We start from the raw sequence: 21336 nt of genomic DNA on the forward strand, positions 1-21336 counted from the left end.
AGTGCGTGTGCTTTGCCCGTCCGGACTGCGCGCAGCAGCTGACCGACAACCTTGTTGAATGGGGGGATTTCATGATTGACGTGATCGTTGCCGGCGGCGGACCGACCGGCTTGATGCTGGCCGGTGAGTTGCGGCTGCACGGCGTGCACGCGGTCGTACTGGAGAAGGAGGCGGAGCCGACCAGGTATGTCCGCGCGCTCGGCCTGCACGTGCGCAGCATCGAGGTGATGGACCAGCGCGGTCTGCTGGAGCGGTTCCTCGCGCACGGCAAGCAGTACCCGCTCGGCGGTTTCTTCGCCGCCATCGCCAAGCCCGCACCCGACCGGCTGGACACCGCGCACGGCTACGTTCTCGGCATCCCGCAGCCCACCACCGACCGCCTGCTGGCCGAGCGCGCCACCGAGCTCGGCGCCGAGATCCGGCGCGGATGCGAAGTGGTCGGGCTGAGCCAGGACGACCACGGGGTCACCGTCGAGCTGGCCAATGGGGGTACCCCCGCCAGTGGGGGCGTAGCCGGCGGGGGAGGCACGCGGCTGCGCTCGCGCTACCTCGTCGGCTGCGACGGCGGCCGCAGCACGGTGCGCAAGCTGCTCGGCGTCGGTTTCCCCGGCGAGCCCTCCACGGTCGAGACACTGCTGGGCGAGATGGAGGTGGCCGTACCGGCGGAGGAACTGGCCGCCGTGGTGGCCGAGGTCAACAAGACCCAGAAGCGGTTCGGCGCCACGCCCTTCGGGGAGGACGGGGTGCACCGCGTCGTCGTACCCGCCGAGGGGCTGGCCGAGGACCGTACGATCCCGCCGACCCTCGACGAGTTCAAGCAACAGCTGCGGGCGGTCGCCGGCACCGATTTCGGCGTGCACTCACCGCGCTGGCTGTCCCGCTTCGGCAACGCCACCCGGCGGGCCGAGCGCTACCGGGTCGGCCGGGTGCTGCTGGCCGGCGACGCGGCGCACATCCACCCGCCGACCGGCGGGCAGGGCCTCAACCTCGGCGTCCAGGACGCGTTCAACCTCGGCTGGAAACTGGCCGCCGAGGTGAACGGCTGGGCACCGGACGGGCTGCTGGACAGCTACCACACCGAACGGCACCCGGTGGCCGCCGACGTGCTGGACAACACCCGCGCGCAGATGGAGCTGATGTCCACCGAGCCGGGCCCCCAGGCGGTGCGCCGACTGGTGTCGGAGCTCATGGACTTCGAGGAGGTGAACCGGTACCTGATCGAGAAGATCACCGCGATGGGGGTCCGCTACGACTTCGGCGAGGGCCATGAACTGCTCGGCCGGCGGATGCGGGACGTGAAACTGAAGCGGGGGCGCCTCTACGAGCTGATGCACGGCGGCCGCGGGCTGTTGCTCGACCAGACCGGCCGGCTCTCGGTGGCGGGCTGGGCAGACCGGGTCGACCACGTCGTCGACGTCAGCGAGGAACTGGACGTGCCCGCGGTGCTGCTGCGGCCGGACGGCCATGTGGCATGGGTCGGTGAAGACCAGCAGGATCTGCTCGGCAGGCTGCCCAAGTGGTTCGGCGCTGCCGCCGGCTGAGCGTGCGGTGGTGACTCGAAAGGGCGGGAGAGGGAGAGGGCACGCCCTCAGCCCCAACTGGGTCGTCGTACCCGTTCGGACAGCGCTGACGGGGCTACCGTAAGGCTGCACTATGCCATGATCCGAGAAATACATCCCTTTCGAGGTGTTCCATCGTGAGCCTGAGCATCCGCAATCAACTACCCGGCACCGTCACCGCCGTCACCACCGGCGAGGCCATGGCGACCGTGACCGTCCGCCTCGACGGAGGTCAGGACGTCACCGCGGCAATCACGCGGGAGGCGGTGCGCGACCTCGGTCTGGCCGAGGGGTCCACCGTGCGCGCCCTCGTCAAGTCCACGGAGGTCGCCCTGGCCACCGGCAGTGTGGACGGCCTGTCCATCCGCAACAGGCTGCGCGGCACCGTGCGGGAGATCACGACGGGCGGCGCCATGGCCTCCGTACGGATCGCGACGGAAGGCGGTGAGCTGACCTCCGCGATCACCAGGGAAGCGGTCGCCGACCTCGGCCTGGAACCGGGCTCCCCCGTCGTCGCGTTGATCAAGGCGACGGAGGTCTCGCTCGCGGTCGACTGATCCGAACGGCGGCCGGAGCGACGGAGGAGCGCGCACAACACGCCACAAAATTAGAACCATTCGTTTTCTTGAACCGTTCGTGTTCTTGAGGGTAGGTTCGGCGGCGTGACCTCATCCCGGCCCCCGACCACCGCCGAGGAGTTGCGCGGTGCCGGCCTGCGGGTGACGGCCGCCCGTGTCGCGCTGCTCGAGACCGTCCGGGCCGGTGACCACCTCGGCGTCGAGGCGATCGCCTCCGGCGTGCGCGATCGCGTCGGCCATGTCTCCCTCCAAGCCGTGTACGAGGCCCTGCACGCGCTCACCGCGGCGGGACTCGTACGCCGCATCGAACCGGCCGGAAGTCCGGCCCGGTTCGAGGGGCGCGTCGGGGACAACCACCACCACGTCATCTGCCGGTCGTGCGGTGCCGTCGCCGACGTCGACTGCGCGCGCGGCGAGGCCCCCTGTCTGACCGCGTCCGACGACCACGGCTTCTCCATCGACGAGGCCGAGGTCATCTACTGGGGCGTGTGCCCCGGCTGTTCCACCCACCGCAGTACTTGAGCACCGTGATCCCCCAAGTCCGGAAGGATTCCCATGGCTGAGAACCCCGATGCAATCGTCACCGACCCCAAGGCGGAGACCGCAGGTGGCTGCCCGGTCGCGCACGGGCGCGCCCCGCACCCGACCCAGGGCGGCGGCAACCGCCAGTGGTGGCCGGAGCGCCTCAACCTGAAGATCCTCGCCAAGAACCCCGCCGTGGCCAACCCGCTCGGCGAGGAGTTCGACTACGCCGAGGCGTTCAAGGCCCTTGACCTCGCGGCCGTGAAACGGGACATCGCCGAGGTGCTGACCACCTCGCAGGACTGGTGGCCCGCCGACTTCGGCAACTACGGCCCGCTGATGATCCGTATGGCCTGGCACAGCGCGGGCACCTACCGGACCAGCGACGGCCGCGGTGGCGCCGGCGCCGGACAGCAGCGCTTCGCCCCGCTCAACAGCTGGCCGGACAACGGCAACCTCGACAAGGCGCGCCGTCTGCTGTGGCCGGTCAAGAAGAAGTACGGCCAGAGCATCTCCTGGGCCGACCTGATGATCCTCACCGGCAACGTCGCCCTGGAGCAGATGGGCTTCAAGACCTTCGGCTTCGGCGGTGGCCGCGAGGACGTCTGGGAGCCGGAGGAGGACGTCTACTGGGGTCCCGAGACCACCTGGCTCGACGACCAGCGCTACACCGGCGACCGGGAGCTGGAGAACCCGCTCGGCGCGGTCCAGATGGGCCTGATCTACGTCAACCCGGAGGGCCCGAACGGCAACCCGGACCCGATCGCCGCGGCCCGCGACATCCGTGAGACGTTCGGCCGGATGGCGATGAACGACGAGGAGACCGTCGCCCTGATCGCCGGTGGCCACACCTTCGGCAAGACCCACGGCGCCGGCCCGGCGGACCACGTCGGCAACGACCCCGAGGCCGCCTCCATGGAGGAGCAGGGCCTGGGCTGGAAGAGCACCTACGGCACCGGCAAGGGCGGGGACGCCATCACGTCCGGCCTGGAGGTCACCTGGACCACCACGCCGACCCAGTGGAGCAACGGGTTCTTCAAGAACCTCTTCGAGTACGAGTACGAGCTCGAGCAGAGCCCGGCCGGCGCCCACCAGTGGGTGGCCAAGGACGCCCCGGAGATCGTCCCGGACGCGCACGACCCGTCGAAGAAGCACCGCCCGAAGATGCTGACCACCGATCTGTCGCTGCGCTTCGACCCGATCTACGAGCCGATCTCCCGCCGGTTCTACGAGAACCCGGAGGAATTCGCGGACGCCTTCGCCCGCGCCTGGTACAAGCTGACCCACCGCGACATGGGGCCGAAGTCGCTGTACCTCGGCCCGGAGGTCCCGGAGGAGACCCTGCTGTGGCAGGACCCGCTGCCCGAGGCGGAGGGCGAGGTCATCGACGCCGAGGACATCGCGGTGCTCAAGGCCAAGATCCTCGACTCGGACCTCTCGGTCTCCGAGCTGGTGTCCACCGCTTGGGCGTCGGCCTCCACCTTCCGCGGCAGCGACAAGCGCGGCGGCGCCAACGGCGCACGCATCCGCCTCGAGCCGCAGCGCGGCTGGGAGGTCAACGAGCCCGACCAGCTGGCGACGGTGCTGCGCACCCTGGAGGGCATCCAGCGGGACTTCAACTCCGGCGCCAAGAAGGTGTCCCTGGCCGACCTGATCGTGCTCGCCGGCGGCGCCGCGATCGAGAAGGCCGCCAAGGACGGCGGCTTCGACATCGAGGTCCCCTTCACGCCGGGCCGCGTGGACGCCTCGCAGGAGCAGACGGACGTGGAGTCGTTCGCCGCGCTCGAGCCGACCGCCGACGGGTTCCGCAACTACCTCGGCAAGGGCAACCGGCTGCCCGCCGAGTACCTGCTCCTCGACCGGGCGAACCTGCTGACGCTGAGCGCCCCCGAGATGACGGCCCTCGTCGGTGGCCTGCGCGTCCTGGGCGCGAACCACCAGCAGTCGCCGCTCGGCGTCCTCACCGACACGCCCGGCGCTCTGACCAACGACTTCTTCGTCAACCTGCTCGACCTGGGTACGACGTGGAAGGCGACGTCCGAGGACCAGACCACGTTCGAGGGCCTCGACGCGGCCACAGGCGAGGTCAAGTGGGCCGGCACCCGCGCCGACCTGGTCTTCGGCTCGAACTCCGAGCTGCGCGCCCTGGCGGAGGTCTACGCGAGCGATGACGCGAAGGAGAAGTTCGTGAACGACTTCGTCGCGGCGTGGAGCAAGGTCATGGACCTGGACCGGTTCGACCTCGTCTGATCCTTCCGATCATTCCGAGCACGACGTCCGGGCCGGTCCGCACGGGCCGGCCCGGACGTCCGGTCTCCCGGGGTTCAACTCGTGCTCGGAGTGAGTATCACGAAGTCGGCGCTCGACGGGTCGAGGCAGACGGCCAGTCGGCCGACGCCCTCCGCGTCCTCCGGCCCCATCTGCACGCTGCCGCCGTTCTCGGTGACCGCGGCGACCGCGGCGTCGCAGTCGGCGACGGCGAAGACCGGGTGCCAGTACGGCCTCCCGTTCGCCAGCGCAAGGTTCTCCTTCGGGAGCTCCATGACACCGCCGTGCATACGCTCCTCGGGGAGCCCGGCGGGAGTGATGAGGGAATAGGTGCCCCCGCCGCCCGGCAGCTGCATGTCACTGAACTGCCAGCCGAAGACACCGCCGTAGAACTCCTTCGCAGCCGCGGCGTCGGTCGTGTACAGCTCGGTCCACGACAGCGAGCCCGGCTGGTCCACCAGCTCGACGCCCTTGTTCGTCCCCGGCTGCCAGACGGCGAACTGGCCCCCCAGCGGATCGCTGTACTGCGCCATCCGGCCCCACTCGTCGAGGTCCATCGGCGCCACCCGCACCGTGCCGCCCGCACGCTCCACAGCCTGGGTCGTGGCGTCCGCGTCGGTGACGCAGTAGTAGATCATCCAGGCCGAGCGGGCACCCTCCTCGGTCAGCTTGCCGAGCCCGGCGACGATCTTGCCGTCCTTCCGGAACATCCCGCCTTCCATGTCCTCCCCCTCCCCCATGGACTCGTACTCCCAGCCGAGCACCGCGCCGTAGAAGGCCGCGGTGGCCCGCACGTCGGGGGCACCGAGGTCGAGCCAACAGGGGGAGCCGGGGACGAAGTCAGTGGTGATCACGGCGATTCCCTTTCGCAGATCCTGTGTGACCTCAGCGTGACACCCGGCACTGACAATCACCCGCCGACCGGCCGGTGCCGGGCGCACACTGGAAGCGGAAGGCCATCCGTCATGATCCGCACATGGAGGTGGGCCGTGAGCACCCTCGAAGAACATGTCGACGTCGGAGTCCCGGTCGACAAGGCCTGGGAGAGCCTGCACCGGGTGGAGAACTATCCGCGCTTCGTGGAGGGAGTGCGCGCCGCCCGCACGGAGGCGGGAGGCCGAGCGCATCTGGACGTCGAGGCCGGCGGACGGGCCCGGGAGTTCGACGCCGAGGTCTCCGACCACGGCGACGAACGCGTGATGGAGTGGCACACCTCGGGCGCCCCCGAGCTGGCGGGCTCCTTCTCGCTGCAACCCATCGACCGGAACCACACCCGGGTTCAGGCACGGCTCGAGTACGACCCCGGCACGATCAGGGAGACCTTCGGCGGGCCGAAGGGATTCGCCCAGGCGAACGCGATCGAGCGACTCGTCCGCAGCGATCTGGAGCACTTCAAGGAGTACGTGGAACAAGAGCGGTGAGCGGGGTGGCGCCGCATGCCGTACATCGCCGTGAGCGCGCTGAGCCATCCCGGGCTGCTGCGTGACCGGAACGAGGACAGCCTCGTCATCGGCCCGTGGACCCTGTGCGCCACCGTGACCGAGAGTCCGCAGACCCTGGTCTTCCCGCTCGGGACGCCCCTCGTCGTCGCCGTCGCCGACGGCCTCGGCGGGCATCCCGGCGGCGAGGTGGCCAGCGCGCTGGTGGCCCGCCGGATCGCGTCGATCGGTCCCGCCCTGAGCAGCGAGGACGCCGTCCGCAGCGCCCTGAACGCCTGCAACCGCGCCGTGTTCGAGGCGGCCGGCGGCGACGAGGAAAGCGAGCTGGCGACCATGGGGACGACGGTGGCCGGAGTCGTCGTACAACGCGACTCGCTGCTGGTGTTCAATGTCGGTGACAGCCGGGTCTACGCGGCCTCGCAAGGCAGGCTGCGCCAGGTGAGCGTCGACGACAGCCCACCGCTCGAACCCGGGCAGCGCACCACGTCCGTGGTCACCCAGTGCCTGGGCGGCAGCCCCGTCCACCGCGCGATCGTCCCCCACGTGACGACCGAGTCCCTGTCACCCGGCGATCGCTACCTCATCTGCACGGACGGTCTGACCGACCCGCTGACGACGGACGTGCTCGACGAGGTGATGCGGGAACACGACGACGGACGTGCGGCCTTCGAGCTGTGGAAGGCCGCCATCGCGGCGGGCGGCCCCGACAACATCACGCTGGCGGTGGTGCGCGTCGGCAACGAGTAGGGCTGCTGACGGCCGATCACGAGCGCGTACCGCTTGCCCCGCTGCCTCGCCAGGAAGGCCGACGTATTCTTCGACGGTGGCTGACACCGAGCTGATGCGGCTTCCCGACATGCCGCTGCACGATCCGTTCATCGTCGCCGACGAGAAGACCCGCACCTACCACCTCTACACATCCAACGACCCCTCGGTATCGGGCGTGGACGGCACCGGCACGATGGTCTACCGCAGCCACAACCTGCGCGACTGGACGCGCCCCGTGGCGGTGTTCCTGACCGCCCAACAGAAGGGAATCTGGGCGACCGACGGCGGTTGGGCGCCGGAAGTGCACGAATGGGACGGCAGGTACTACCTGTTCACCACCCTGCACAGCCGGAGCAAGCCGCTTCCGGTACCACCACCCGGCCAATGGGGCACCCCCTTCCAGCTCGCGAACCACATGCGCGGCACGATCATCGCCGTTTCCGACTCGCTGCTGGGGCCCTTCACCGTCATCGACCCGTCACGCCCCACCCCGCCCGAACACCTCATGACCCTCGACGGCACGCTCTACGTCGACCCGTCCGGGCAGCCCTGGATGGTGTACGCACACGAGTGGCTGCAGACCATCGACGGAACGATGGAGGCGATCCGACTCGCCCCGGACCTGTCGGGAACCGTCGGAGATCCGGTCTTCCTCTTCAAGGCATCGGACGCCTTCTGGCTCGGCGAGCAGATCCCCAGCGGCGTACCGCATCAGCTCCCGCCCTATGTCACCGACGGCCCGCAGCTGTACCGCACCCCTGACGGCTCCCTGCTCATGCTGTGGTCGACGTACGAGAAGAACACGCCCGGCCAGGACGGCACCATCACCGGCGGCTACGTGCAGACCTACGCCGTCTCGAAGTCCGGCGATCTCACAGGTCCCTGGCAGCAGCACCGGCCGCTGGTCCGGGACGACAGCGGTCACGGCATGCTGTTCCACAGCTTCGACGGCCGACTGATGATGGTCCTGCACCGCCCCTTCGACAACGCGCGGGGGAAGCTGTACGAGATGCAGCTCCTCGGCCCTGAGCTACGGATCCTCCGCCGGCGTGCCGACCTCGATGGTGGCGGATGACGACGAGTCCAGTAGGGACCTTGTCCTCACCGGCCAGGTGTGCCATCACGTGTCACACGAACGCATCCAGCGGGCCTGCCGTTTCCGGCAAACCCGCTGGTGAACACCGTCGGGACGACAGGATTTGAACCTGCGACCCCTTGACCCCCAGTCAAGTGCGCTACCAAGCTGCGCCACGTCCCGGTGCCGTCTGACCTGGGCTTTCCCACGGCCGAACGTGCATGGAAACAATACCGCACTCGGGTCGGTGGTCGCGCACCCGATTATGCGCGGCCTGCGAACGGGGCAGCTCGCCGACGAGTGACGCTTGACCTGAAGTTTGGTTGAGGTTGCGCGATCGTCCACATGACGATCATCGACGAAGGCACCCGTACATACGGCTACACCGACCTGCCCCGCCTGATGGCCCTCATGACCGGCGACGAGAAGCACGGACCTGCGGCGACGTCCACGCTCGACGTGCTGTGGGTGCTCTACGACCGGGTGCTGCGGATCGAGCCGGGGCGGCTGGAGGACCGCGGGCGGGACCGGTTCCTGCTGTCCAAGGGGCACGGGCCGATGGCGTACTACGCGGTCCTGGCCGCCAAGGGTTTCGTCCCGGTGGACTGGTTGCCGGGCTTCGGCTCCTACGACTCCCCGCTCGGGCACCACCCCGACCGGATGCTGGTGCCGGGCGCCGAGATCGGCAGCGGCTCGCTGGGGCACGGGCTGCCGATCGCCGTCGGCACGGCGCTGGGGCTGCGCGCCCAGGGCCTGGTCGAACCGCGGGTGTGGGTGCTGATCGGGGACGCCGAGCTGGACGAGGGCAGCAACCACGAGGCGATCGCCTTCGCCGGGCCCGCCGGACTGGACCGGCTGCACACCGTCGTCGTGGACAACGCCTCCGCCAGCCACGCCCGGCCCGGCGGTATCGCCGCTCGCTTCAAGGCGGCGGGCTGGTCCACGGTGACCGTCGACGGCCGCGGTCATGCGGCACTGTACGCCGCCTTCACCGCGCCGCACCCGGGCCGCCCGCACGTGGTCGTGGCCCGGGTGGAGCCGAAGTCCGCGTGACGCGGCGATCGGTCCCGGCCTGCAGAACCAGTTCACTCGCCCACGGCCTGCCTCAGAGAAGGAGCCGACTTCCATGGACACCATGCGTGACCGCTTCGCCCCCGTGATCTCCCGGTTGCTCGACGAGGATCCCCGGGTCGCGGTCGTCCTGGCCGAGATCGGTGTGGACGGCTTCGCCGCCGCCCGGAGCCGGCATCCCGATCGGGTGATCAACGTCGGTATCCGCGAGCAGCTGCTCATCGGGACGGGCGCGGGGCTGGCGCTGACCGGGCTGCGACCGGTCGTGCACACCTTCGCCAGCTTTCTGGTCGAGCGGCCGTTTGAGCAGGTCAAGCTGGACCTCGGCCACCAAGGGGTGGGGGCGGTGCTGGTGAGTGCCGCGGCGTCCTTCGACTGGCCGGCGGGCGGGTACACGCACATGGCTCCCGGCGATGTGGCACTGCTCGACACCGTCGACGGCTGGACCGTGCACGTGCCCGGCCACCCGGACGAGGCCGAGACGCTCCTGCGCCACGCGGTCGCCGCCGACGACGACAAGGTCTACGTCCGGCTGTCGGTGCAGTCGAACGCGCACGGCCTCCCGGTCGACGGCGCGCGTCTCCGCACGGTCCGCGAGGGGCGTGCGGGGGTGGTCCTCGCCGTCGGGCCGACGCTCGACGCCGTGCTCGACGCCACGGAGGGCATCGATGTCACCGTGCTCTACGCGACGACCGTCCGGCCTCTTGACACGGCCGCCCTGCGCCGGGCCACGGAGTCGGCGGGGACGGACGTCGTCCTCGTCGAGCCCTACCTGGCGGGCACCTCGACGGCCACCGTCAACGACGCCCTCTCCGACGTGCCGCACCGTGTCCTGGGCCTGGGAGTGGGCCGCCGGGAGCTGCGCCGCTACGGCACCGTCGAGGAGCACGTCGCCGCGCACGGCCTCGATGCCCGGTCACTGCGGGAGCGGATCGCGGGGTTCATGGCGGGAGCCAGGTGAGTCACCCCTTCTCCGCACACACCTCCCCCGGTATCCCCTTCCTCCCGGAGCGGGCCGTCGGCAGGTCGACGCGCACCAGGCCGCGTATCGCCGGGACCGAGAGCAGGGCGATCACGACGACGAAGCTCATCGCGCCGGAGACGAGGAGGACGTGGTCCGCGCCGAGGGCGGCTGCGGCCGGGCCCGCGAGGGCCTGACCGACGGGCATCATCGCGAGGGAGCCGGCGACGTCGTAGGCGTGGATACGGTTCAGGACGTCGGGCTGCACCTGAGTCTGGACGCTGGTCGCCCACATGACGCCCCAGAACGACATCCCGGCCCCGGCCACGGCGGCACCGGCCGCCATCGCCGGGACGTCGAGGCCGAGGCCGACGGTCGCGGGGAACCCGGCGAAGCCGAAGAGGGCGATCGCCCCGGCCCGTAGCATCCGGCGGGGGCGCAGCCTGAGGGCGAGGAGTCCGCCGACGACGGTGCCGGCGCCCAGCGCGGAGTTGACCAGCCCGTAGGCGCGCGGGCCGTGCTCCTGGACGACCTCCGTGGCGACCAGCGGCACGGTCGGACCGTAGACGGCGATCATGTAGACGCACCAGACGGCGATCACGCCTCACAGCCACGTGCGCGCCCGGAACTCCCGCCAGCCCTCGACGAGATCGGCCTTGAAGGCGCTCGCGCCACGCCCCGGAGAGCGGCTGCCCTGCGGAAGCGGGGGCACACGGAGCAGCAGAAGGCAGAGGGCGCTGACCGCGTAGGTGGCGGCATGGGCCGCGAACACGCCGCCCGGTGAGGCGAAGCCGACCAGGAGACCGGCGACGGCGGGACCGGCGAGTTGGGCGGCGGACTCGGCGATGCGTATGGCGCCGTTGGCGCCCTGGATGTCGGAGGCGAGCCGGGGCACCATGCTGGCCACACCGGGCTGGAACACGGCGCCCGCGACGCCGTTCACGACGCCGATCGCGCAGATCTCCCAGAGAACCACGTGATCCACGAGGAACAGCACGGCCGCGAAGGACTGGGTGCCGAGCCGCACCAGATCGGCGCCGATCATCAGCTTGCGCGTGCTGAACCGGTCGGCGATGACCCCACCGAAGACGACGAGGCCGGCGAAGGCCGCGGCCGTCGCCGCCATGGCGAGGCCGACCGCGCCCGCGCCGTACCCGTGCTGGAGTAGGCCTGCGGCGAGGGCGACCGGGAGCATGCTGTCGCCGAGCCGGGCGACGGCCCGGGCGACGAAGAACAGCGCGAAGTCCCGCGACCAGACCGGCCGCGCTCCCCCGCCGCTCCCCTCATGCGGCGGCCCGGCAACGTTGTCACCCCCGTCCGTCGCCGAACCGGCTGCCGCCCGTCGCTCCCGACGGCGCACCCTCCCCCGGAGCACACCGGCCACCGGCCCCCAGCCCGCCCGGCGTCCCCGACGGCGCACCCTCCCCCAGCCCTGCCCCGCCCCCTTCGTGCGATGGCTGTGACGACGCCCCGGTCATCCCCCGCGCTCCCCTCCCCGGCCGACCCGGCATGAACCCCTCCCGTGCCTGTGGTGGCCGAGGCCCCCTCCGCCCCGGCTCCCATGCCCTCCGGATCATGCCATGGGGCACTGACAACGCCGGAGGATTTTTCAGTCGGCGGCGGGCAGCCCCAACTCGGGGTAGACGTCGAGCAGTCGGGTCGGTGCCGCCTGGCGCCAGGAGTCGGCGAGGATGTCCCGCAGCTCGCCCTCGTCCTCCAGCGCCGCCAGCCGCGCCCGCACCCAGGCGAACTGCGCCTCATGGTCGGCGATCCAGAACTTCTCCGGCTCGGCCAGGACCAGTTCGTCGCGCTCCTCCTTGGGGCAGCGCACGGCGATGGAGGTCTCGTCCTCCGGCAGCGTGGCGAACATCTTCCCCGCGACCCGGAACGTGGGCATGCTCCAGGCGATCTTCTCCGTCGTGTCCGGCAGGGACAGGGCGATACGGCGTACGTCTTCGGCATCCGGCATGGAACGCACCGTAGCGGCTCCCACTGACAGTCACGCGGGGAGAGCGTCGGCTCCCACGTGCTTGTAGTAGAGGCTCGTCGGCCGCAGCTCTCCGGCGGGGCTCGCCGCGTAGTCGGGGATGACGCCGACCCGGGTCCAGCCCGCGCCGCGGTACAGGTTCTCGGCGGGGCTGTCGGTCTCGGTGTCCAGGTGCAGCAGGGTGACACCGGCCGCGGCGGCGGCCTCCTCGGCGATGGTCAGGAGCCGACGGCCCAGACCCTGACCGCGGGCGTCGCGGTGCACCATCAGCTTCACGAGCTCGGCACGGTGGCGGCTGTTCGGCTTGTCGGGAAAGGACAGGCTGACCGTGCCGACCACCCGGTCCCCGTCGCGCGCCACCCACACCGCGAGCTGCCCCGTGGCCACGGCGGCCGCGCGTTCCTTCCACCAGGCGGTGGCATCGGCGGCGTCCATCGGCGCAAGGAAGCCGACCGACGCACCGCCGGCCACGGTGTCGGTCAGGAGGTCCGCCAATTCCCCGGCAGACGCGAGAACTTGGTGGTCATCCAGGCGAGCCACGATCACGGCCGCACCACCGCCAGCAGATACCGCACGTCCTCCCCGCCGGCGCACCGGAACCGCGTCGGCCCCCATACGCGAAGCCGCAGGCAGTCACCGGCCTCCAGGCGGTGCTCGACGTCCTGCACTGTCATGGCGAGAGCTCCCTCCAGCACCCAGATGTGCTGCTCGAGGCCGGGCACGGGCGGCCGGTCGTACGCGATGTCGGCGCCCGCGGCGAGCCGTCCCTCGACGAGTTCGCCACGTAGCCCGGCGTGCGGCGGCGACACGGAGCGTCGTACGAATCCGGAAGCCCGGTCCTGCCACACCTGCTGGTCGGCCGCCCGCACCAGCAGGGCGGGCTCCGACTCGACCTCGCTGAGCAGCTGGGACATGGTCCGCCCGTACACGGCGCAGAGTCGGTTCAGCACCGCGGCGGTGGGGCTGATCTCCGCCCGCTCGGCGCGGGACAGGGTCGACCGACTCACGCCGCTGCGCTCGGCCAACTCCCCCAGGGACCAGCCGCGTTCGGCCCTCAGCTCGGCAAGCCGGGAGCCGAGCCGGACATCGACGTCGTCCGGGCTGCGGTAACCGTCCCCGACTTCGGCCTCGACAGCAGTCGTTCGTTTCACATCCGGGACTCTATCCCAGATATGAAACACGCGGCGTAAAGATCGCCTAATCCTCTGCCGCCGCCTCCAGCGCCTCCAGCACCGGTCGGATCAGCGGATGCTCCTCCGCGCCGCGTCGTACCGCCGCGAAGACCCGGCGGGTTGGTGCGTCGCCGTCCACGGGGCGGACGACGACACCGGTGAGGTCCATGCCCCGCAGCGCCGAACGCGGCACGAGGGCGACGCCCGCGTCGGCGGAGGCGAGCGCCACCACCGCCCGGAAGTCGTCCGAGGAGTGCTCCAGACGGGGCTGGAAGCCGGCACTCTCGCAGGCCAGGACCACCACGTCGTGGCAGGGATTGCCGGGGTACGGGCCGATCCACGGGTCCTTGGCGAGCTCCGCGAGCGGCACCTCCGCAGCGTCGGCCAGCCGGTGGCTGACCGGTACGACCGCATCGAAGGGCTCCGCGTACAGCGGGACGTGGGCCAGGCGGGGGTCGTCGGCGGGCGGGGCCCCGCGGTACTCGACAGCGACCGCGACGTCCACCTGCCGGTCCAGCACCATCGGCAGGCTGGCGTCCCCCTCGGCGTCCCGGACCCGGATACGGATGCCGGGGGCGGTCCGCGCGAGGTGAGCAACGGCGGGCGCCACCACCAGGGCGATGCCGGTGGCGAAGGAGGCCACCGTGACCGTGCCGGCCGCGCCCGAGCTGTAGGCGGCCAGCTCCGCCTCCGCGCGCTCCAGTTGGGCGAGGACGGCGTTGGTGTGGCTGAGCAAAATCTCGCCGGCCGGGGTCAGTCGTACGCCCTTCGCGCTCCGCTCGACGAGCCGGTGGCCCGTCTCCTGCTCCAGTGCCGTCAGCTGCTGGGACACGGCGGAGGGCGTCAGATACAGCGCGGCGGCAGCCGCCGTCACCGTGCGGTGGTCGGCCACCGCTCGGAGGATGTGCAGCCGCCGCGCTTCGATCATGGAATCGATTCTCTCAGACGCGCTATGGCGCCGAATAACCCTTTCGTCCCGCTCAGGCGTCCAGCTCCGCCCGCGCCGCGACGAACGCGTCGACCGCGCGGTTGACGTCGTCGGTGGAGTGCGCGGCGGACAGCTGGACGCGGATACGCGCCTGGCCCTGCGGTACGACCGGGTACGAGAAGCCGATCACGTACACACCCCGCTCCAGCAGCAGCTCCGCCATCCGGCCCGCCTCGGCCGCGTCGCCGATCATCACGGGTGCGATGGCGTGGTCGCCGGGGAGGACGTCGAAGCCCTCCTCGGTCATCCGGCGGCGGAACAGAGCGGTGTTCTCGGCGAGCCGCTCGCGCAGGTCTCCCGCCGCCTCCAGCAGGTCGAGCACCTTCAGGGAGGCGGCGGCGATCACCGGCGCGAGCGTGTTGGAAAACAGGTACGGCCGGGAGCGCTGGCGCAGCAGGGCGACGATCTCGGCGCGGGCGGCGACGTAGCCGCCGGAGGCGCCGCCGAGGGCCTTGCCGAGGGTGCCGGTGATGATGTCGACGCGGTCCATCACGCCGTGCAGTTCGGGGGTGCCCCGGCCGCCGGGGCCGACGAAGCCGACGGCGTGCGAGTCGTCGACCATGACCATGGCGTCGTAGCGGTCGGCGAGGTCGCAGATGTCGCGGAGCGGGGCGACGTAGCCGTCCATCGAGAAGACACCGTCGGTGACGATCAGCCGCCGCCGGGCGTCGGACGCGTCCTTCAACTGCCGTTCCAGATCCGCCAGGTCACGGTTGGCGTACCGGAAGCGGCGGGCCTTCGACAGCCGGATGCCGTCGATGATCGACGCGTGGTTGAGCGCGTCGGAGATCACCGCGTCCTCCGGGCCGAGCAGCGTCTCGAAGACACCGCCGTTGGCGTCGAAGCAGGAGGAGTAGAGGATCGTGTCCTCCTGGCCGAGGAAGGCCGACAGCCGCGCCTCCAGCTCCTTGTGCACCTCCTGCGTACCGCAGATGAAGCGCACGGAGGCCATGCCGTAGCCCCAGCGGTCGAGCGCCTCGTGGGCGGCGGCGATCACCTCGGGGTGGTCGGCGAGGCCGAGGTAGTTGTTCGCGCAGAAGTTGAGGACCTCGCCGGGGCGGCCGCCGGCGGAGACGTGCACGGTGGCCGACTGCGGGGTGTCGATGACGCGTTCGGGCTTGTGCAGTCCGGCGGCGCGGATCTCGTCGAGGGTGGCGCGCAGGTCGTCGCGCACGGAGTCGAACATCAGGGAACTCCTTGAAATACGGGTGACTTACGCAGTCCAGTCGAGGATGACCTTGCCGCCGCGGCCGCTCGCCGCGTCGGCGAACGCGGCCTCGAAGTCGCGGTGGCCGTAGCGGCCGGTGATCACGGGGGCGAGGTCGAGGCCGCCCTCCAGGAGCACGGACATCGCGTACCAGGTCTCGAACATCTCCCGGCCGTAGATGCCCTTGATGGTGATCATCGAGGTGACGATCCGGGCCCAGTCGACGGGAAACTCCTGGGCCGGCAGGCCGAGCATGGCGATCCGCCCGCCGTGCGTCATGTTGGCGATCATGTCGCGCAGGGCCTCGGGGCGGCCGGACATCTCCAGACCGATGTCGAAGCCCTCGCGCAGGCCCAACTCCCGTTGTCCATCGGCAATCGAGGAGCGGGAGACATTGAGCGCCAGGCTCACACCGATCTTCCGCGCCAGGTCCAGCCGCTCCTCGCTGACGTCGGTGATCACGACGTTCCGGGCACCCGCGTGCCGTGCCACAGCCGCAGCCATCAGGCCGATCGGCCCGGCACCGGTGATCAGCACATCCTCCCCGACCAAGGGGAAGGACAGTGCGGTGTGCACGGCGTTCCCGAACGGGTCGAAGATCGCCGCGACATCGAGGTCCACCGGAACCCGGTGCACCCACACATTGGCGGCGGGCAGGGCGACGTACTCGGCGAAGGCCCCGTTCCGGCCGACGCCGAGCCCGACCGTGGCCCGGCACAGGTGCCGCCGCCCGGCCAGGCAGTTGCGGCACTTGCCGCACACCAGATGGCCCTCGCCGCTGACCCGGTCGCCGACGGCGATGTCCGCGACGTCCCGGCCGGTCTCCACGACCTCGCCGACGAACTCGTGCCCGACCACGAGCGGCGTACGGATCGCCTGCTGCGCCCAGCCGTCCCAGGACCGGATGTGCAGGTCGGTGCCGCAGATGCCGGTGCGCAGCACCTTGATCAGTACGTCGCCGGGTCCGACGGCGGGTTCCGGGACGTCCGCGAGCCACAGCCCGGGCTCCGCCTTCTCCTTGACCAGCGCCTTCAACGCTACGGCTCCTGTGGGTGAGACCCCGGGCCACGGGCATGCCGAAGGAGCCCGCGGCCGGGGAGAGGGGTGGAATCGCGTAGCAATCTGCCGTACGACGCCGTCCCCGGTCCATCGAGGATTTCTTAAGCGGCGCCTCAGCTCTGCTTCACGCCCTCTGCCCGGCCGCGGAACGGGCGGCCGGGAGTGCGCCCGGGGCCGCTCGGGAGGACAGGCCTAGTCGAGGCGGGAGACCTGGTAATGGCTGATGCACCAATCGTCCCCTACGCGGGTCACGAGGACCGAGAGCTTGACGTCCAGCGCGGGCCGGTCGGTGAACGAGAACTCGACGTCCAGGTAGCCGAGGACGAGGTCATCGGCGGGCCGCCTCGTTTCGAGGATGCGGTACTCGGCCGTCAGGCCGAGGGGCTGGGAGTCGTAGTACTCCGCGACGCCTTGCCGTCCGACGCTGTAGGGGTGCAGCCCCTGGAAGATGGCGTCCTCGGTGAAGTGGGCGGCGACGCGCTCGGGTCGGTGTGCGTCGACGGCGGCCTTCCACTGGTCGAGGACTCCGCTCAGGATCGCCTTGTCGTCCGTCATGGTGGTCATGTCCGCTCCTTGGTCAGCGACCTGACGAGGTGTATCTGACGAGCTGTCAATGTCCGGCGCTCATACCGCCGTCGACGTGCAGGATCTCGCCGGTGACGAACGGTGCCGTCTCCAGGTAGAGCACCGCGCCGACGATGTCGCTCACTTCGCCCATACGGCCGACCGGGTGCAGGGCGGCGAGGAACTCGTGGGTCTCCGCCGGGTGCATGGGAGTCTGGATGGTGCCGGGCGACACGGCGTTGACGCGGATGCCGCGGGTGGCGTACTCGATGGCGAGGGACTTGGTCGCGGACTGCAGGCCGCCCTTGGTCAGCGAGGCCAGGACGGAGGGGACCCTGGAGTCCGCGCTGTCGACCAGACTCGTGGTGACGTTGACGATGTGTCCGCCGCCCTGGGCGAGCAGATGCGGCAGGGCCTGCTGGGTGAGGTGGAAGAAGCCGGCGACGTTGATGCCTGTCACGGCGGCGTAGTCCTCGGCCGTGTAGCCGGTGAAGGGCTTCGCGATGAAGATGCCCGCGTTGTTGACCACGGTGTCGATACGGCCGAACCGCTCGACGGCGGCCGCGACGACCCGCTCGGCGGTCGCCGGGTCGGCGATGTCGCCCCGCACGGTCAGGACGTCGGCGTCGTCGATGGGGGCGATGGTGCGCGAGGTGGCGACGACGGCGTAACCGAGCTTGCGGTAGCCCTCGACGAGGGCGGCGCCCATGCCCTGCGACGCACCGGAGATGACCGCGACCTTCTGGTTCTGAGTGCTCATGGTGACCTTCTCCGAAGTGGGTGACCGATCACTAGCCGACCGGTCGACTAATTAGAAAGTAGGTCGGCGGACAGACGACGTCAAAGGCCGGATGAGACTCGTTTCCTCCCGCTTGGGAGGCTCAGGCTCGCAGTGCAGATCAGCGCGGGAGTACGTACGGGTCGTCGGCGGGCAGCCAGGCGTCCGGGGCGTGGATCCCGAGGTCGCCGACGCCGTCGCACAGGGCGTCCACGGTGTCGAGCACCCCGGGGCGGTCCTCGTTCTCGCGCCAGACCAGGGACCAGGTCCAGTAGATCTTCGGCTCGACGATCTCGCGTCGGACCAGGTCGGGCGGGAGTGGAGTGGTCTGTCCCTTGGGTGAGTTGAGGACGGGGCGGGTGCAGCGGCGGACGTGGTCGAAGTAGGCGGGGCCGGTGATGGCGCCGTCGGAGATGCGCACCGTGCGGGCCCCGATGACCTGCGTGAGCTCTTCGGCGTACACGTTCCAGGAGGCCCAGGCGGTGATGTCGTCGTCGATGAGGACGTCGGCGTCCCGGGCCGGCACATCGCTCGTGTCGGAGCCCTTCGCGACGGCGTAGAGCCGGTCGGCGCCGATCAGCCGGCCCCGCAGCCCGAGCCGATCGAGGTCCTCGCTCCGCACCCAGCAGACGGCGAGGTCCAGGCTGCCGTCGGCGACCCGGGCAGCCTGGGTGTGGGAGGGTGCGACCCAGGCGTCGATGTGCACCTGGGCCACTGCGGCCGTACGTGACGTCAGGTCCGGAGGAAGCCAGTTGACGTAGCCGAGCCGTACCGACTGCGAGCCCGACAGCCGACCGGCCCGGCGCTTGAGGTCGTCGGCCCGTTCCAGCAGGGCGCGGGTGTGCGGGAGCAGGGCGGCGCCGGCCGGGGTGAGGGAGACAGAGCGGCGGTCCCGGTCGAACAGCCGGACGCCCAGGTCCCGTTCGAGCGCCTTGATCTGCTGGGAGAGCGAGGGTCCTGCGATGAGCAGCCGCTCGGCGGCCCGGCCGAAGTTCAGTTCCTCGGCGACCGCGACGAAGTACCGCAGCTGACGCAGTTCCACGCGCGCCATGCTACGTGCGCTGGGAGGTTGCGCCTATCAGCAGCGAGGAAGCCGGTCGTGGCATCGCTGCTGGTGACGGGCCCACCATGGGGGTACGCCCGACGAGCACGACCGGAGGCAGATCATGCGAGAGTTCCTGGTCGAGATCACCACCACCGTCCCCGAGGGCACCGGCCAGGACGAGGTCGACCGGCGACGGGCCGCCGAGGCGGTCCGCGCGAAGGAGCTGGCCGCCACCGGCAACCTGGCCCGACTGTGGCGTCCGGTGGGCGAGCTGCGCAGCATCGGCGTGTGGCGGGCCGCCGACGAGGCGGAGCTCCACGAGAAGGTGCTCGGCACCTTGCCCCTGCGCCCGTGGATGACCATCACCATCACCCCGCTCGAGTCCCACCCCAACGACCCGGGCAACGCCGGCAGAACGAAGTGAGCACCACGTCCCCCTGGTGCCATGTCGCCCGGTCCGCCGCGGCGCTCGCGGCGGGCATGGGCGTCGGCCGCTTCGTCTACACCCCGATCCTGCCGCTGATGCACACCCAGGCCGGTCTGTCGGCCGCCGCCGGAGCGAACCTGGCCACCGCGAACTACGTCGGCTATCTCGTCGGGGCACTCGCGGGCATCCTGGCCCCCGCCCTGGTCCGTTCGCGTGCCGTCCTGCGCGGCTCGCTGCTCCTGCTGACCGGCACGCTCGCCGCGATGCCCGCCACCCACAGCACCGTCGCGTGGGCTTCGCTGCGGCTGCTGGCCGGGGTGGCGAGTGCCCTGGTCTTCGTCGTCGCGGCCGACTCCCTCCTCCACCACCTGCGGGAACACCCGCCGCACCTGCCCGGCTGGGCGTTCGGCGGCGTGGGCGCCGGCATCGCACTGTCCGGTCTGCTGGTCCTGGTCCTGCGGTCCGTCGCCGACTGGCGGACCGCCTGGTGGGCGGCGGCCGCGCTCGCGGCGGTGCTGGTCGGCGCCTCCTGGAACCTGCGGCCGGAGGATCCGCCCGTCGCCCCGGCAGCCAGGAGCGACCCGAAGCCCCGTACCCACCGCTGGTTCGGTGCGCTGTTCGTCAGCTACACCCTGGAAGGCGTCGGCTACATCGTCGCCGGAACCTTCCTGGTCGCGGCGATCGGTCAGGGTTCTCCCGGCTGGGCCGGCAGCGGCGCCTGGGTGCTCGTGGGGCTGGCCGCCGTACCGTCCTCGGCGCTGTGGGCCCGGCTGGGGCACCGCTGGTCCCGCCCCGGTCTGCTGCCGGCCGCGCTCGTGGTCCAGGCGGTCGGCATCGCCCTGCCCGCGCTGATCGGCGGTACGGCGGCGGCCCTCGTCTCCGCGGTGCTGTTCGGTGCCACGTTCCTGGGCGTCAGCACCCTCGCCCTGGCCGCGGGAGCCCATCTGCGCTTTCCCCGCTCGGTCGCTCTGCTCACCGCCGGATACTCCGTCGGCCAGATCCTCGGCCCGCTGCTCGTCGCCCCGCTGCTCCACCACGGCTACCGCCCGGCCCTCCTCCTGGCCGCCCTCGTGGTGCTCGCCGCGGCCGCGGCCGCCGCCGTGCTGCGGATCGGCTTCCCGCACCACATGGTCGTAGTACGACACACAGCCCCCGAAACGCGGCGAGAATCGACCGAGGGCACCGGACCCGACGCTCTCTCCCCGCACTCGGCGAACTGACGTGGAGGCGCTCATGACCACCGCACGGGACCTCGCGATCGTCGCCCTGGACGTGGCGCCCGACCGCCCAGTGGAGCAGGGCGACCTGTCGCTCGCCCTGGCGGGGGCCGAGGTGTTCGACCTCATCCAGGCCAAGGCCCTCGTCCTGGACGGCGACCGCATCCTGCCGGGCGCCCAGGCGCCCACAGGGGACCGCCTGTTGGACGAGGCTGCCGCGGCACTCGTACGACAGGAGCCGTACGAGTCGGTCGAGGACTGGCTGTGGCGCCGGGGCCGGGGGCTCTCCTCGGCCTACGTCGACGACTTCGAGCGGGCGGGGCTGACGACCCGGCCTCGGGGCCACCGGCTTCCGCTACGGACCGGGCGGACGGTACTGGTCGACTCGGCGGCCCGGCGCCAGGCCGAGGACCGCTGGTCGGCGGGCGAACCCGTCCTGGCCGCCCTGGCCGCCGCCGCCGGGCTCCGCGACGAACCGGCCGAGGACGCGGAGGCCGTCGCCGGTGACGCGGCCACGACGGTGTTGGCCGCCGTCGGAGACGCGGTGATGGAGCTGGAGGCCGTACGACAGCGGAAGGCGATCGAGGACGCCGCGTTCGACAACGTCTGGCGCGGCTACTAGTAGGGCTTTGTTAGGTACCCCGATTGATC

Annotated in this window: 22 protein-coding genes, 1 tRNA gene and 1 pseudogene; 12 read left to right on the forward strand and 12 right to left on the reverse strand. The window is 71.0% G+C overall.

The window, feature by feature from the left end; translation table 11 throughout:
• Positions 1-71 precede the first annotated feature (71 nt).
• The 4 genes from rox (at position 72) to katG (ending at position 4909) form a co-directional block, all read left to right on the forward strand.
• Entirely contained in the window at positions 72-1541 is a 1470-nt protein-coding gene (gene rox, locus ACKTSN_RS06290) for a rifampin monooxygenase (protein ID WP_409468172.1), read from the forward strand.
• Positions 1542-1696: 155 nt separating this feature from the next.
• Positions 1697-2116, forward strand: coding sequence for a TOBE domain-containing protein (locus ACKTSN_RS06295; protein WP_409468173.1), 420 nt, complete (start codon positions 1697-1699; stop codon positions 2114-2116).
• 105 nt (positions 2117-2221) lie between these two features.
• Positions 2222-2659, forward strand: a complete 438-nt coding sequence (locus ACKTSN_RS06300) for a Fur family transcriptional regulator (protein WP_409468174.1) — start codon at positions 2222-2224, stop codon at positions 2657-2659.
• 33 nt (positions 2660-2692) lie between these two features.
• Positions 2693-4909: a catalase/peroxidase HPI gene (gene katG / locus ACKTSN_RS06305; protein WP_409468175.1), complete on the forward strand. Its 2217-nt coding sequence runs from the start codon at positions 2693-2695 to the stop codon at positions 4907-4909.
• Between the two features lie 74 nt (positions 4910-4983).
• Here katG and ACKTSN_RS06310 read toward each other — a convergent pair whose 3' ends face one another.
• Positions 4984-5781, reverse strand: a complete 798-nt coding sequence (locus tag ACKTSN_RS06310) for a VOC family protein (RefSeq protein ID WP_409468176.1) — start codon at positions 5779-5781, stop codon at positions 4984-4986.
• A gap of 135 nt (positions 5782-5916) precedes the next feature.
• Between ACKTSN_RS06310 and ACKTSN_RS06315 the strand changes: the two genes are divergently transcribed.
• From ACKTSN_RS06315 to ACKTSN_RS06325, 3 genes are all read left to right on the forward strand, one after another.
• Positions 5917-6348, forward strand: coding sequence for an SRPBCC family protein (locus ACKTSN_RS06315; RefSeq protein ID WP_409468177.1), 432 nt, complete (start codon positions 5917-5919; stop codon positions 6346-6348).
• Between the two features lie 15 nt (positions 6349-6363).
• Complete coding sequence (locus ACKTSN_RS06320) at positions 6364-7113, forward strand: PP2C family protein-serine/threonine phosphatase (protein WP_409468178.1); 750 nt, start codon at positions 6364-6366, stop codon at positions 7111-7113.
• A gap of 94 nt (positions 7114-7207) precedes the next feature.
• Entirely contained in the window at positions 7208-8209 is a 1002-nt protein-coding gene (locus ACKTSN_RS06325) for a glycoside hydrolase family 43 protein (RefSeq protein ID WP_409474753.1), read from the forward strand.
• Between the two features lie 109 nt (positions 8210-8318).
• Here the strand turns inward: ACKTSN_RS06325 and ACKTSN_RS06330 are convergent.
• Positions 8319-8392 (reverse strand) — tRNA-Pro (locus ACKTSN_RS06330).
• Positions 8393-8554: 162 nt separating this feature from the next.
• Between ACKTSN_RS06330 and ACKTSN_RS06335 the strand changes: the two genes are divergently transcribed.
• Positions 8555-9262 carry a transketolase gene (locus tag ACKTSN_RS06335; RefSeq protein WP_409468179.1) on the forward strand — a complete coding sequence of 236 codons (708 nt, stop codon included), beginning with the start codon at positions 8555-8557 and terminating at the stop codon, positions 9260-9262.
• Between the two features lie 73 nt (positions 9263-9335).
• Positions 9336-10241 (forward strand): transketolase family protein, encoded by a 906-nt coding sequence (locus tag ACKTSN_RS06340; protein ID WP_409468180.1) that lies wholly within the window; start codon positions 9336-9338, stop codon positions 10239-10241.
• A 1-nt stretch (position 10242) separates the two neighbouring features.
• Here ACKTSN_RS06340 and ACKTSN_RS06345 read toward each other — a convergent pair.
• The 10 genes and pseudogenes from ACKTSN_RS06345 to ACKTSN_RS06390 form a co-directional block, all read right to left on the reverse strand.
• A pseudogene (locus ACKTSN_RS06345) lies at positions 10243-11601 on the reverse strand (MFS transporter).
• Positions 11602-11850: 249 nt separating this feature from the next.
• Complete coding sequence (locus ACKTSN_RS06350) at positions 11851-12210, reverse strand: MmcQ/YjbR family DNA-binding protein (protein ID WP_409468181.1); 360 nt, start codon at positions 12208-12210, stop codon at positions 11851-11853.
• A gap of 30 nt (positions 12211-12240) precedes the next feature.
• Positions 12241-12774, reverse strand: coding sequence for a GNAT family N-acetyltransferase (locus ACKTSN_RS06355; RefSeq protein ID WP_409468182.1), 534 nt, complete (start codon positions 12772-12774; stop codon positions 12241-12243).
• Entirely contained in the window at positions 12771-13379 is a 609-nt protein-coding gene (locus ACKTSN_RS06360; RefSeq protein WP_409468183.1) for a helix-turn-helix domain-containing protein, read from the reverse strand. The genes ACKTSN_RS06355 and ACKTSN_RS06360 overlap by 4 nt, the downstream gene beginning before the upstream one ends.
• A 46-nt stretch (positions 13380-13425) precedes the next feature.
• A complete protein-coding gene (locus tag ACKTSN_RS06365) occupies positions 13426-14328 on the reverse strand; it encodes a LysR family transcriptional regulator (protein ID WP_224733803.1) in 903 nt (300 codons plus the stop codon).
• Between the two features lie 52 nt (positions 14329-14380).
• The gene (locus ACKTSN_RS06370) at positions 14381-15574 is read right to left on the reverse strand and encodes a glycine C-acetyltransferase (protein WP_409468184.1); all 1194 of its coding nucleotides are present in this window, start codon (positions 15572-15574) and stop codon (positions 14381-14383) included.
• Between the two features lie 27 nt (positions 15575-15601).
• Positions 15602-16630, reverse strand: a complete 1029-nt coding sequence (gene tdh / locus ACKTSN_RS06375) for an L-threonine 3-dehydrogenase (RefSeq protein WP_409468185.1) — start codon at positions 16628-16630, stop codon at positions 15602-15604.
• A 216-nt stretch (positions 16631-16846) separates the two neighbouring features.
• Complete coding sequence (locus tag ACKTSN_RS06380; protein WP_409468186.1) at positions 16847-17218, reverse strand: YybH family protein; 372 nt, start codon at positions 17216-17218, stop codon at positions 16847-16849.
• A gap of 46 nt (positions 17219-17264) precedes the next feature.
• Positions 17265-17978 (reverse strand): SDR family NAD(P)-dependent oxidoreductase, encoded by a 714-nt coding sequence (locus tag ACKTSN_RS06385; RefSeq protein WP_409468187.1) that lies wholly within the window; start codon positions 17976-17978, stop codon positions 17265-17267.
• 139 nt (positions 17979-18117) lie between these two features.
• Positions 18118-19047: a LysR family transcriptional regulator gene (locus tag ACKTSN_RS06390; RefSeq protein ID WP_409468188.1), complete on the reverse strand. Its 930-nt coding sequence runs from the start codon at positions 19045-19047 to the stop codon at positions 18118-18120.
• Positions 19048-19162: 115 nt separating this feature from the next.
• On the opposite strand from ACKTSN_RS06390, the gene ACKTSN_RS06395 reads away from it, so the two are divergent.
• The 3 genes from ACKTSN_RS06395 to ACKTSN_RS06405 are packed head-to-tail and all read left to right on the forward strand — an operon-like array spanning position 19163 to position 21307.
• Entirely contained in the window at positions 19163-19465 is a 303-nt protein-coding gene (locus tag ACKTSN_RS06395) for a muconolactone Delta-isomerase family protein (RefSeq protein WP_409468189.1), read from the forward strand.
• 56 nt (positions 19466-19521) lie between these two features.
• Complete coding sequence (locus ACKTSN_RS06400; protein WP_409474754.1) at positions 19522-20688, forward strand: YbfB/YjiJ family MFS transporter; 1167 nt, start codon at positions 19522-19524, stop codon at positions 20686-20688.
• A gap of 13 nt (positions 20689-20701) precedes the next feature.
• On the forward strand, positions 20702-21307 hold the full coding sequence (locus ACKTSN_RS06405) for a GOLPH3/VPS74 family protein (RefSeq protein ID WP_409468190.1): 606 nt from the start codon (positions 20702-20704) through the stop codon (positions 21305-21307).
• Positions 21308-21336 lie beyond the last annotated feature (29 nt).

The sequence above is a fragment of the Streptomyces flavusporus genome (assembly GCF_046267975.1).
In the GTDB taxonomy this organism is placed as follows: Bacteria; Actinomycetota; Actinomycetes; order Streptomycetales; family Streptomycetaceae; genus Streptomyces; species Streptomyces flavusporus.

Excerpts from the sequence above, each read along its gene's own strand:
- rox (WP_409468172.1), top strand. The coding sequence starts at position 72 with ATGATTGACGTGATCGTTGCCGGCGGCGGACCGACCGGCTTGATGCTG.
- katG (WP_409468175.1), top strand. The coding sequence starts at position 2,693 with ATGGCTGAGAACCCCGATGCAATCGTCACCGACCCCAAGGCGGAGACC.
- ACKTSN_RS06320 (WP_409468178.1), top strand. The coding sequence starts at position 6,364 with ATGCCGTACATCGCCGTGAGCGCGCTGAGCCATCCCGGGCTGCTGCGT.
- ACKTSN_RS06325 (WP_409474753.1), top strand. The coding sequence starts at position 7,208 with ATGCGGCTTCCCGACATGCCGCTGCACGATCCGTTCATCGTCGCCGAC.
- ACKTSN_RS06335 (WP_409468179.1), top strand. The coding sequence starts at position 8,555 with ATGACGATCATCGACGAAGGCACCCGTACATACGGCTACACCGACCTG.
- ACKTSN_RS06340 (WP_409468180.1), top strand. The coding sequence starts at position 9,336 with ATGGACACCATGCGTGACCGCTTCGCCCCCGTGATCTCCCGGTTGCTC.
- ACKTSN_RS06350 (WP_409468181.1), bottom strand. The coding sequence starts at position 12,210 with ATGCCGGATGCCGAAGACGTACGCCGTATCGCCCTGTCCCTGCCGGAC.
- ACKTSN_RS06365 (WP_224733803.1), bottom strand. The coding sequence starts at position 14,328 with ATGATCGAAGCGCGGCGGCTGCACATCCTCCGAGCGGTGGCCGACCAC.
- ACKTSN_RS06370 (WP_409468184.1), bottom strand. The coding sequence starts at position 15,574 with ATGTTCGACTCCGTGCGCGACGACCTGCGCGCCACCCTCGACGAGATC.
- ACKTSN_RS06380 (WP_409468186.1), bottom strand. The coding sequence starts at position 17,218 with ATGACCACCATGACGGACGACAAGGCGATCCTGAGCGGAGTCCTCGAC.
- ACKTSN_RS06385 (WP_409468187.1), bottom strand. The coding sequence starts at position 17,978 with ATGAGCACTCAGAACCAGAAGGTCGCGGTCATCTCCGGTGCGTCGCAG.
- ACKTSN_RS06390 (WP_409468188.1), bottom strand. The coding sequence starts at position 19,047 with ATGGCGCGCGTGGAACTGCGTCAGCTGCGGTACTTCGTCGCGGTCGCC.
- ACKTSN_RS06395 (WP_409468189.1), top strand. The coding sequence starts at position 19,163 with ATGCGAGAGTTCCTGGTCGAGATCACCACCACCGTCCCCGAGGGCACC.
- ACKTSN_RS06400 (WP_409474754.1), top strand. The coding sequence starts at position 19,522 with ATGGGCGTCGGCCGCTTCGTCTACACCCCGATCCTGCCGCTGATGCAC.
- ACKTSN_RS06405 (WP_409468190.1), top strand. The coding sequence starts at position 20,702 with ATGACCACCGCACGGGACCTCGCGATCGTCGCCCTGGACGTGGCGCCC.